The 10,616-nt window shown below is 65.7% G+C and carries 10 protein-coding genes; 4 read left to right on the forward strand and 6 right to left on the reverse strand.

All coding sequences use genetic code 11. The annotated features are described in order from the left end of the window. Positions 1–173 precede the first annotated feature (173 nt). Positions 174–1,124, reverse strand: a complete 951-nt coding sequence (locus ACGLHR_RS28300) for a LysR family transcriptional regulator (protein ID WP_400097624.1) — start codon at positions 1,122–1,124, stop codon at positions 174–176. Positions 1,125–1,305: 181 nt separating this feature from the next. On the opposite strand from ACGLHR_RS28300, the gene ACGLHR_RS28305 reads away from it, so the two are divergent. The 4 genes from ACGLHR_RS28305 (at position 1,306) to ACGLHR_RS28320 (ending at position 5,789) form a co-directional block, all read left to right on the forward strand. Beyond that, entirely contained in the window at positions 1,306–2,082 is a 777-nt protein-coding gene (locus ACGLHR_RS28305; protein WP_400097626.1) for a hypothetical protein, read from the forward strand. A 172-nt stretch (positions 2,083–2,254) separates the two neighbouring features. Continuing rightward, on the forward strand, positions 2,255–4,084 hold the full coding sequence (locus ACGLHR_RS28310) for a gamma-glutamyltransferase family protein (protein WP_400097628.1): 1,830 nt from the start codon (positions 2,255–2,257) through the stop codon (positions 4,082–4,084). A 177-nt stretch (positions 4,085–4,261) separates the two neighbouring features. After that, entirely contained in the window at positions 4,262–5,242 is a 981-nt protein-coding gene (locus ACGLHR_RS28315) for a tripartite tricarboxylate transporter substrate binding protein (RefSeq protein WP_318235444.1), read from the forward strand. A gap of 4 nt (positions 5,243–5,246) precedes the next feature. Beyond that, on the forward strand, positions 5,247–5,789 hold the full coding sequence (locus ACGLHR_RS28320) for a GAF domain-containing protein (protein ID WP_400097630.1): 543 nt from the start codon (positions 5,247–5,249) through the stop codon (positions 5,787–5,789). Between the two features lie 128 nt (positions 5,790–5,917). Here ACGLHR_RS28320 and ACGLHR_RS28325 read toward each other — a convergent pair whose 3' ends face one another. The 5 genes from ACGLHR_RS28325 to ACGLHR_RS28345 all read right to left on the reverse strand — a co-directional run bounded on the left by ACGLHR_RS28325 (position 5,918) and on the right by ACGLHR_RS28345 (position 10,607). Then, on the reverse strand, positions 5,918–6,547 hold the full coding sequence (locus ACGLHR_RS28325) for an SCO family protein (RefSeq protein ID WP_400097632.1): 630 nt from the start codon (positions 6,545–6,547) through the stop codon (positions 5,918–5,920). A gap of 223 nt (positions 6,548–6,770) precedes the next feature. After that, positions 6,771–8,405, reverse strand: coding sequence for a c-type cytochrome (locus ACGLHR_RS28330; protein ID WP_400097634.1), 1,635 nt, complete (start codon positions 8,403–8,405; stop codon positions 6,771–6,773). A 2-nt stretch (positions 8,406–8,407) separates the two neighbouring features. Further along, a complete protein-coding gene (locus tag ACGLHR_RS28335; RefSeq protein ID WP_400097636.1) occupies positions 8,408–9,235 on the reverse strand; it encodes a hypothetical protein in 828 nt (275 codons plus the stop codon). A 15-nt stretch (positions 9,236–9,250) separates the two neighbouring features. Further along, on the reverse strand, positions 9,251–10,036 hold the full coding sequence (locus tag ACGLHR_RS28340) for an outer membrane lipoprotein-sorting protein (protein ID WP_400097638.1): 786 nt from the start codon (positions 10,034–10,036) through the stop codon (positions 9,251–9,253). Between the two features lie 49 nt (positions 10,037–10,085). Further along, positions 10,086–10,607 (reverse strand): hypothetical protein, encoded by a 522-nt coding sequence (locus ACGLHR_RS28345; RefSeq protein ID WP_400097640.1) that lies wholly within the window; start codon positions 10,605–10,607, stop codon positions 10,086–10,088. Positions 10,608–10,616: the final 9 nt, after the last annotated feature.

Below are 10,616 nucleotides of genomic sequence, written 5' to 3' on the forward strand. Positions count from 1 at the left end.
TTTCCATTGCCAAATCGCCTCGTTGACGACCACCGTCGCAGCCGGTGAGGCAGCCATTCGCATGTCTAATGTTGAGTATTATTGAGTAATCCCAAAGCGGCTTTGTAGTGTCCGTGGGGACCAGTTGCGCCATGCAGATGGCGCAACTGGCCTTCTGCGTTTCAGGCCCGCCATCATCCCTTGGCTGACACTGCCTGCTGCAACGCGCGCACCAGTGCCATCAACGGCTCACTCTGTTCCGTACGCCGCAGCCACATCGCGCCCACTGCCGGCAAGTCCCAAGTCAGCGTATGCGGCAACACAGCCGCGCTGCCGGTGGCCGCAAGTTCTGCCGCCACCGCGCGCGGCACGATGGTGATGGCGCGTGGCTGGTTGCGCATCAGCGTGGCGATGGTCTTGATCGAATAGGTTTCCACCATTGGCGTCGGCGGCACCGCGCCGGCGGTGGCGAACAGCGTGTTGATGGTGCGCCGGATCGGTGTGTGCGCGGGCGGCAGGATCCAGTCCAGCGCGGCCAGGCGCTGCCAGTCCAGCTTGCCGCGCCCCAGCCGCGCAGCGGCGGCGTTAGGCACCACCAGCGCCGGCTCTTCGCGGTACAGCGGCGTCTGCGCGATGTCGTCGCCCGGCGCGTAGAAGGACCGTGCGATCACGCAATCGAGCTCGTGCGCGCGCAGCGCCGCCACCAGTTCATCCGTGGTGCCCTCGCGCACCAGCACCGCCACGCGCGGCTGCTGCCGCAGGCCGTGCGAGCAGGCCGCGTCCAGCACCACCGGCGCCACATACGGAATCACGCCGATGCGCAGCCGCCCGTGCAGCCCGGCGCCGATCACCGCCAGCTCCCGCCCCAGCGCCTCCGTATCCGCCATCGCCAGCCGCGCATGCGCCAATACCGCCGCGCCGGTGCCGGTGGGCTCCAGCCCCCGGCGCGAGCGCACGAACAGCGGCACCATGAAGATCTCCTCGATCTCCCGCAGCGCCTTGGTCACGGCGGGCTGGGTCAGGTCCATCTCGGCCGCCACGCGCGAGACCGAGCGCTGGCGGTCAAGTGCCAGCAGCAGCGCCAAGTGCTTCAGGCGCAGGCGCGAGATGAGGTTGTGCTGAAGTTTGTCGACTGGGGACGGCAATGAAAGTCCTGGACCTGGGCGCGTTGCAAGTCTTTGATTCTACTAGGGCACTTTTGAGTCACCGGCTCCGCCGGCGTAAGTGCGTTAGCGCGCGGACTGCGGTCGTGACGTTGTAGCACAATGTCTGGTGGTTCCCGCCCGGGCCTCAGCGCCGAAATCGTCACTTCTATGAGAAGACGCGATGAACAGGGTCACAGGCCACTTGGCCGTCCTCCTCGCATTGAGTCTGTTTGTCATCCGTGGCGCGGAAGCGTCCGATATTGTCTGCAAAACGACACACCACGCGAGCCCGACGCAAGCGCAGAAGCGCCCCCACGCAGCGAGGCTCATCTGCGACTACACCCTTCTCTCCATTAGCTATGAGCGCATCTATGCCGATCAGCAACGGCTGCTGCGCTCCGGCGCCATTCGCCAGGCGGATATCCTGGCCTGGCGCAAGAAGCGGGACGCTTGCGGCTCCGTGCGCTGTCTTGACGGCGTCTTCGCGCAATGGCCGCAGTATGAAGCGCGGCGCAAATCCGCCTGGGACGCCCATCGCTCTAGCAAGCAGCCCGAGAAGCTAGAGGCGCATAACAACCCACGACGCGGCGAAGCGGCAACGCCGATGCCACCCAAACCGAACCCGCAGGCGCCAACGCAGCCGGTCGCCGCGCAACGCAACCCGCAACCGACCATGCTCGCCACCGCGACGGACACATCGTTGCGCGCGGCGCCGACTGTCGCCGCGGCGGCGCCTCTCGCTGACAAGAAGGCTTCTGGCCCCAGGGGCGCGCTGGGCAACCTGGCCTGGTTTGGCGCGTTCGGCATGAGCCTGGCCTACCTGCTGAAACGCGGACGGGACGGGCGCTTGCGCAAAGTGGTTGAGCAGTACCGGACCGCACCGGCGCCCCTGCTGGTGTTGTACGCGTTGATTGTTGTGAATGTCCTGCTTCTGCTCTTCGCGTTGGCGTCGGGCTAGTCCGAGCGTAGCCGTGGCCCGCGTTATGCATAACCAATCCGTTATGCAATGATAATTAATTGACTGCAAACGGTTATCCGGGAACCTTATACTCCAAGGCACCAAACCTCAATCGGCTTGCGTTGCGCACTTCCGTACTCCGCCACCCTGCCCGATCCGCCACGGAGCTTCAATGTTCACCACCCGCCCGGAAATCGTCGGTACCTTTGGCGTGGCCTCGTCCACCCACTGGCTGGCCTCGCAAACCGCCATGAGCGTGCTGGAGCGCGGTGGCAACGCGTTCGACGCGGCGGTGGCCGGCGGCTTTGTACTGCAGGTGGTGGAGCCGCACCTGAACGGCCCGGGCGGCGAGGTGCCCATCCTGCTGTGGAGCGAGCGCGAACGCGCGGTGCGCTCCATCTGCGGGCAAGGCCCGGCGCCCGCGCTGGCCGACCCGGGCGCGATGCGCGCCATGGGGCTGGACCTGGTGCCCGGCATCGGCCTGCTGCCCGCCACCGTGCCCGGTGCCTTCGGCGCCTGGCTGACCATGCTGCGCGACTACGGCACCTGGACGCTGGCCGATGTGCTGGCCCCCGCCATCGGCTATGCGCGCTATGGCTTCCCGCTGGTGCCGCGCATCTCGCAAGCCATCCTGGCGGTGCGCGAACTATTCCTGAACGAATGGCACAGTTCGGCCGACGTCTGGCTGCCGGACGGCCGCGTGCCGCGCCCTGGCGGCCTGCATGCGGTGCCTGGCGTGGCCCGCACCTATGCGCGCATCGTCGAGACGGCCGAAGCCGCCGGCGGCACCCGCGAGCAACAGATCGACGCCGCGCTGGATTGCTGGTACCGCGGCTTCGTCGCCAAGGAGATCGACAGCTTCTGCCGCACCCAGGCGGTGCGCGACACCACTGGCGAGCGCCACAAAGGCCTGCTGCGCCATGAGGACATGGCGCAATGGGCGCCCACCGTGGAAGCGCCGGCTACGCTGGATTTTGGCCGCTATACGGTGGCCAAGTGCGGCATCTGGAGCCAGGGCCCGGCGTTCCTGCAGCAAGTCGGCATGCTGCGCCACGCCGATCTCGCCGCCCACGCGCCCACCTCGCCCGAGTTCGTGCACCGCATTGCCGAGGCGGCCAAGCTGGCCATGGCCGACCGCCTGGCGTGGTACGGCGACCCCAGCTTTGGCGACGCGCCGCTGGCCGGCCTGCTCGATCCTGGCTACCTCGCCGCGCGCGCGCACCTGATCGGCGAACGCGCCTCGCTCGACATCCGGCCGGGCACGGTCGATGGCCGCGCGCCCCGCTTGCCTGACCTCGGCGCGGCGCAGCGCACGCTGCGCCACGCCGACGTGCGCTTCGGCGTGGGCGAGCCCACCTTTGCGGCCATGCCGCCGGTGGCGGAATGGGCCGAACGCGAGATCTTTGTCGGCGATACCTGCCACATCGACGTGATCGACCGCGACGGCAACATGGTCGCGGCCACGCCATCGGGCGGCTGGCTGTCGTCCAGCCCGGTGATACCCGAGTTGGGCTTCGCGCTCAATACCCGCTTGCAGATGACCTGGCTGGAGCCGGGCTTGCCCAACACGCTCGCGCCGGGCAAGCGCCCGTGCACCACGCTGTCGCCCTCGCTTGCGCTGCGCGACGGCGAGCCCTACATGGTCTTCGGCACGCCCGGCGGCGACCAGCAGGACCAATGGTCCGTTGCCTTCTTCCTGCGCCACGCGGTGCACGGCATGAACCTGCAGGAGGCCATCGATGCGCCGGCCTGGCATATCGACCATTTCCCCGGCTCGTTCTGGCCGCGCTCGGTGGTGCTCAACCGGCTCAGCGTGGAGTCCCGGCTGCCCGAGGAAACCATCGCGGCGCTGCGCGCGCGCGGGCATGAAGTCAAGGTGGGCGAGCCGTGGTCGGAGGGACGGATGTCCGCCTGCACGCGCGAGCGCGATGCGCAGGGACGGCTGGTGCTGCGTGCCGGGGCTAATGCGCGCGGCATGCAGGGGTATGCGGTGGGGCGTTGAGGCGTTGAGGCGTTAGGGACGTTGCCAGCATAGAGGCCCTTAAGAACCGCCGCTGGTTTGCTCCCCTCTCCCGCTTGCGGGAGAGGGGAGCAAACCAGCAGACCGCTAACCCAAGCAGTAATCGAATCAAGCCGGATCGCACCGTGCGGTTCGCATAGCAATCGGAGAAGGAAAGAGATGAAAGCCGTTTTGAAGCGCTGCTTGCTGGGTCTTGCCACGTTCTCGCTGTTTGCCGCTGCCTCGGGCGCCGGCGCAGCCGACCCCTTCCCGCAAAAGCCCATCACGCTGATCGTGCCGTGGGCCGCCGGCGGCTCCACCGACATCCTGGCGCGTGTGCTGTCCGAGCACCTGACCCGCTCCCTCGGCCAGCCGGTGATCGTCGACAACAAGCCCGGCGCATCCGGCAATATCGGCTCCGCCATGGTCGCGCGCGCCAGGCCCGATGGCTACACCCTGCTGGTCGGCTCCATGAGCACCCACGCGATGAACCCCGCGCTGATGCCCAACATGCCCTTTCGCGGCGTGGAAGACTTCACCCCGCTGGGCCTGCTGGCCTATGTGACCAACACCATGGTGGTCAACCCGTCGGTACCCGCGCACAACGTCAAGGAGCTGATCGCCTACGCACGCGCCAACCCCGGCAAGCTGGCCTATGCCAGCGCCGGCCCCGGCTCCACCAACCACCTGAGCGCCGTGCTGTTCGAGAAGATGGCCGGCGTGCAGATGCTGCACGTGCCCTACAAGGGCGGCGCGCCCGCCGTGGTCGACACCGTGGCCGGGCAAACGCAATTGCTGTTCTCCGCCGGCACGCAGACCCTGCCCCACGTCAAAGCCAACAAGCTGCGCCTGCTCGCCGTGACCGAAGCCAAGCGCTCGCCGCTGCTGCCCAACGTGCCCACCGTGGCCGAGACCGTGCCCGGCTATGAGCTGTCCGTCTGGTATGGCGCCTTCGGCCCGGTCGGCATGCCGCCCGCGCTGGTGACGCGCCTGAACCAGGAGATCAACCGCATCATGTCGCTGCCGGACGTGAAGGAGAAGATGAACGCCATCGGCGTGGAAACCGCCACCTCCACGCCCCAGCAGTTCGGCGCCATCCTGCGCCGCGACGCGGACCGCTACGGCAAGCTGATTCGCGACCTGGGCATCAAGGGGGAGTAAGGCTGTGACCGATTTCGTGAATGATGCCGTGCCCGCCATCGTGACCTTGCCCGTGCCACTGCTGGCTTCGCTATGCGACACGCTGGCGCGCGCAGCCGAGCCCACCGTCGCCTTCGATGCGATCGGCAGCGCCACTGCCGCGCTGTTGGGCCCGGGGCTGCTCACCATCAACGCTTACCAGCGTGCCAACTCGGAAGTGGTACGGCTATGGTCCTCGGACACCGCCGCCTACCCCGTGGGCGGCCGCAAGCGCAAGGCCGATACGCCGTGGACCCGCAGGGTGCTGCATCAGGGCGAGGTCTTCGTGGGCGAAGGGGACGCGGCGCTTGAAGCCGTGTTTGACGATATCTCGACGATTCGCGGGCTTGCGCTTTCGGCGGTGGTGAATGTGCCGGTATGCGAGGGCGGACGTTGCGTGGGCACGTTCAATTTCCTCGCGGCGCGCAGTGCGTGGACGCCAGGCGAGGTCGCCGTGTTGCGGTTGTTCGCGCAGATGGTGGCGCCGGCGGTGATGGCCGCCGGCCGGGCGGTGCAAGCGGACCATTGAGACGGGACCGCGGTCACCCGCCCCCGCCATCCCGGGCAGGCGGCACTTTCAGCATGAAGCAAGGTGTAGGGACTTGACGAGGGTCCCTGCAAAAGGCGAAAGCCGGAAGGAAGCCGGATCAAGCACCATCAATTGGCTGCGACCAGCTTCTGGTAGGCATGCAACAGCTCGTCAGCGGTAGCAAAGCCATCGATCCGCAGCCATGATTCCCCTGGTGCTCCACGCAGGAAGACCACGGGACTGTGCTTCATCTTGTCCTCGTGATAGACGTTGAACGCGCGCTGCGTCGCCACGCTCGCGGCAAGAGCGCCGGTGTAGTGCTGCCATTCGGGACCCGCGCCGAACTTCGTCGCATACTCATGCAGGCGCGACGGCGTGTCCTGCTCCGGGTCGATCGAGATCGACACCATGTGCACCTTGTCACGGTTCGGGCCAAGTTCGCCCTGCAATTGCGAGAGCGTCTGGCTGATCACCGGGCAAATGGATGTGCAAGTGGTATAGATGAACGTCAAGACCACGGGGCGGCCATCGTCCAGTTCGTCCTTCAGCGAGACGGTCCGGCCATCGTCTCGTACCAGCGTCACGGCAGGCAGCGAGTAGGCCACGGTCGATGTCCGCATGTCGCGCATCATGTGGTGATGGGCATGCGGATCGGCGTCTTCGTGCGCCACTGCATAAGGCACCACCACCGCGATCGTGCTTCCCACCGCAATGGCCGATACCAGCGCCCTGCCCCATCGCTCTTTGAGCGTTCTCATTGGAAACCTCCTTCAGCAATCATCGACACGCTGCGCAAGCGCGATCGTCTGGCGTCGATTGCCTCTCCCATGACGCGCTCTCGCTTTCGCCCGCATTCGAATTATGTAGACCCGCGTGGGCGCCCGATATGGGTCGACCCCCTACTGCGGCGGTAGGGCGATCCATCATGGCTGCCCATGACCGCATGGCATGTCGGATTTTGACAACTCGCACATTGCTTGCCTACGGCACTGTCCACTCCCCGTCCGCAGCCAGCCGCGTGCGCTCAGGCTCCGCAAACCGGACGATGTAACCCCCTTTGGAAGCGAAGCGCTGACCTGGCCCAAGCGTCAAGCGTGGATAGTAGCCAGTGATGATCCGGCGCTCGATCATGTCGTCCATGCGCTCCACCAGGTAGTCGCGGGCAAACGCATCGACCATGTGGCTCAGCGTCTCCGCCAGCAGGCCACAGGCAAGAAACGTGTCCGCCTGCGTCTGCTCGGCGACGACCGGAATATGCCGGATGGCAAACCAGCCCAGCGCATAGTCCACCCGCACGCGCCGGCGCTCCGGCAGGTCGACGGGATAGGCGAGGCGCGTAACGCCGCGCCAGCCCGCAGGCAACGGCGTGCGCTCGAGCCCGCCCATCAGGCCTGACATGAACACGTCGGCGCGCGGCGGCGGCACGCTGCCAAGCGCGGCGACGTCGCCCGGCCGTAGCCACAGCATGAGCGCCTGAGCGCCCGATGCGCCGCGCAGCGCTTGCGCCACACTCTCGCCGCTCGCGAGAACGCGGCTGGATACCGCGACACCGTGCCCCTTCAGCTTGGCGGCTAGCGCCTTGGCCGCCGCCTCCCCGCTATCGCCCGCACGATAGATCTGGTGCACCGACTTCACCACCTTGCCACTGTCCGCATCCAGGACTTTCTTCGCGACCAGGTCCGCTTCCAGCAGCACGCCGCTGGAGAAATACAGGGAGTAGAAATCAGTGCTGCTGTTGACCGGTACCTCGATATTCGGAAACAGGCATGGCACGGATTCCTGCTCGCAGAACGCATGGACCGGCGCCCAGTTCCTGCCACCGAGCCCGGACACCACGGCAAGGACAGGCTCCGCCGCCATATGCCTCCTGAGTTGATCCTGCCAGGTCGCTTCCGGGCCGGTCAGCTCCCAGACATGCAGTTGCCAGCGGCGATTGACCATGAACATCATCTTGCGCGATGTACGTAGCGCAGGGGTCGGTCCGAGCGGAAACGTGTTCTTGTCGGCGAAGTAGTGATCCAGCACATCCAGCATGCCGCGCCGCTTCACGGGATCCGCATCCGGCGTGATGATGGTGGCAAAGTGGAGTACCGTGTCCGTGACCCCAGGCGGCTTGCGTTGGTCCATCCGCTTCAGGTATGCGATCAGTGCGGCCATGTCGGCATCGTTCAGCGCGAACTGCGGCATCAGGTAGTTCAGGGGCCTGCCTTCCGAATCGAGGCCTTCGCGGATGGCCCTGGCAATGGTGTCATCGGTATAGGGGTCACGATCGGCCCGCATGCCTTCGACATAGGGCAGGTCGAGGTCCTCGAGGCTCCTGGCGCGCGGGTGAAGCAGGTACCGCCCGGTGATCGGCGGTACGGTGCCAAAGCCCTCCTTGGCACCGAGGCCGCTACGCCGATGGCAGTTGACGCAGGCCGCGGCGGCCCCCTGCATGCGCATGCCGCCCTCGCGGATCGCATCAAGCGGCGCGCCCGAAGGCAGCTCGCCGCGCTGGAAAATCGCTTCGCCGGCATCCGTTGTCGAGGCGCCGCTGGCCTGGCCGCCAAACCCCGTCAGTGCGGCGACAACGAAGCACACGACGAGCGCCCGCAGGGCGGATGGTCCCCGGCTCATCGCTATGGCGCCGGCCGGACCATATCGCCCGACCCTGGCCGCGCCTGGGCGTCGATCGAAACCGGCTTGTCCTGTCTCGGCGTGCCGGGCTTGGCGAACATCCAGTCTCCCAGCGACGGATTGAACGAGACCTCGTCGATCACGAGCTTATCCGTTGCCTGAGCGGTCGCAATGCCGCTCTCGATCGTGCACGGTATCTGCAATCCGTCGATGGCCCTGTAGTCGCGGTAGAACACCGTGACAGTGTGCGGCTGGCCAAGCACGTTACGGGATTCGCGGTCGTATTTGATTTCCAGGAATGTCTTCGCGTCGATCCACAAGCGGCGGGTCCCGCCCGACGGTAGCCTGATGGCAAGGCGGTACGCCCTGTGCCCTTCGACTTCATCGACGCCGTCGAGGGTAATGGCGATACCCTTGGCTTGGTAGTCCATGAGCGGCCCATCGATGACCTGCTCGTCATGCGCGAACTTCACCTCCTCCATCGTGTAGGGCTGCAGATTCGGCTTGCCGCCCTGGGTCGGATGGAGCTTCCAGCCATGGCTACCGTCAAAAACGCGCACCGCCATCTGATTGAGCGCTGTGATCTCGAAGCGCGTCTTGTTGGGACGCTTCATCGCCAGCACAAAGTGCGCAGGCGCATTGGCGCTCTCCACGTGCCCGACCCAGACCATGGTCTGGATCTTCCGCCATGCCTCAAGCCCTCCCCTGGCGACGGCGTTCTTCTCTACGATCTGGGCCACGCTCAGATCGGGCGTCGTGACAGGGTCCCCCGCCATCGCCATCGCCGAGATACAAACGGCGAGCACCCCCGCAATCCGTCTTATAGTCATAGCCCCCCCATCCCCTTACTTGCCGGGTACCTTGGCCGGCTCCAGCTGCGGCTTCGCGAACAATACATCGTCCACCGGCTGATTCAGCGCCACATGTTGAATGGTCATCTGGCGAGTCTTCTTGACGCCTTCGACAACGGTCTCCAGGACATGCGGAATCTTCAGCCCGCCCTCCGCCTTGTAATCCCGGTAGTAGACGGCAACGTTGTGCATTCTGCCGTCCAGTTTGCGTGGTTCGCCATCCATCTTCAGTTCAAGAAAACTTGTTGCGTCCACCCACACGCGCCGTTCCGTGCGGTCTTTCATCGTCAGCTTGAGTATGTAGGCCTTGTGCCCCTCCACGGACTCCATTCCCTGCAACTCGACCGTGGTGCCCTTCTTGGCGTAGTCGACCAGCGGACCGTCCAGTTCCGCCGAGGCTGCGGCGGACTTGGCCTCGGCAGGTGTGTAAGGCTCGACATCGTCGCGCCCCAGGAAGGGCCTGACTTTCCACCCCTGCGCGCCGTCGTAGACCTGCAGGGCCGTCTGCTCCTCGAAGCGGACTTCGAACCGGCTCTTGTGCGGCCGCTTCATGGTCGCCACGAACGGCAGCTTCACATCTTTTTTGCCCCCGGCATCGAGCTGGCCCGACATCGTCAGGCTGCTAACCGCCCGCCAGGCATCAAGCCCACCGCGGGCCGCCACACTCTTGTCGACGATTTGCGCTGCCGTCAGCCGGCCCGCCGGCGCGGCTTCCGTCGCCGCGCCGGCCGATGCGGCCACTGAAGCCAGGCCCAATGCCAGGAAGAGAAAACGGTTCATGAGTACACCCCCCTTCGATCCATGCCCCACAGATCGCGCTCCCGCGCGATCATTCAACGACCAGGCCGTCGATATGAAAGGAACCGATCATCACATTGACACGGTCCCCGGCTTTAATCAGATTGCCCTTATTGGAAAACACCATCCAGTACTCCTGACCAACGGCCAATGGGCCCGACTGCCGAAGCTGGCCGATCTTATCCATCACAGGAATCTGGAGTAGGGCTTGGCTCCTTCGCCCAAGCAAGTAGGGCGTCGCATTCTTGTCGCCCAGCACCTTGGCGATCCACGGGTCAGTAACGCGATAGCTAAAGCGAATCAGGTTGCCCGACGCGGTTCGACGCACGTGCAAATCGCCGACACCGCGATAGAGTTCGTAGTAGATCTTCGCGTTCTTGGGCACCTTCACCGGGGAATAGGGCGAGGTCCCGTCCGGCGGCGAAGGCGCACGCGCTGGTGTTGCCGAAGGGGCTTCCAGAGGGAAGGCCGATTCGGCCAAGGCCGCACCCATCCAGACGCTGCCCGCAAGCAGCGCCGCGATCGCCGTTGAATTCCTTGCATGGCTGGACATGTTCGTACT

This window comes from Cupriavidus sp. CuC1 (genome assembly GCF_044627735.1).
In the GTDB taxonomy this organism is placed as follows: Bacteria; Pseudomonadota; Gammaproteobacteria; order Burkholderiales; family Burkholderiaceae; genus Cupriavidus; species Cupriavidus ulmosensis.

Bases quoted from the DNA above. Each gene is read 5' to 3' on its own strand.
- ACGLHR_RS28325 (WP_400097632.1), bottom strand. From the start codon at position 6,547: ATGAGAACGCTCAAAGAGCGATGGGGCAGGGCGCTGGTATCGGCCATT.
- ACGLHR_RS28315 (WP_318235444.1), top strand. From the start codon at position 4,262: ATGAAAGCCGTTTTGAAGCGCTGCTTGCTGGGTCTTGCCACGTTCTCG.
- ACGLHR_RS28310 (WP_400097628.1), top strand. From the start codon at position 2,255: ATGTTCACCACCCGCCCGGAAATCGTCGGTACCTTTGGCGTGGCCTCG.
- ACGLHR_RS28335 (WP_400097636.1), bottom strand. From the start codon at position 9,235: ATGACTATAAGACGGATTGCGGGGGTGCTCGCCGTTTGTATCTCGGCG.
- ACGLHR_RS28330 (WP_400097634.1), bottom strand. From the start codon at position 8,405: ATGAGCCGGGGACCATCCGCCCTGCGGGCGCTCGTCGTGTGCTTCGTT.
- ACGLHR_RS28305 (WP_400097626.1), top strand. From the start codon at position 1,306: ATGAACAGGGTCACAGGCCACTTGGCCGTCCTCCTCGCATTGAGTCTG.
- ACGLHR_RS28345 (WP_400097640.1), bottom strand. From the start codon at position 10,607: ATGTCCAGCCATGCAAGGAATTCAACGGCGATCGCGGCGCTGCTTGCG.
- ACGLHR_RS28340 (WP_400097638.1), bottom strand. From the start codon at position 10,036: ATGAACCGTTTTCTCTTCCTGGCATTGGGCCTGGCTTCAGTGGCCGCA.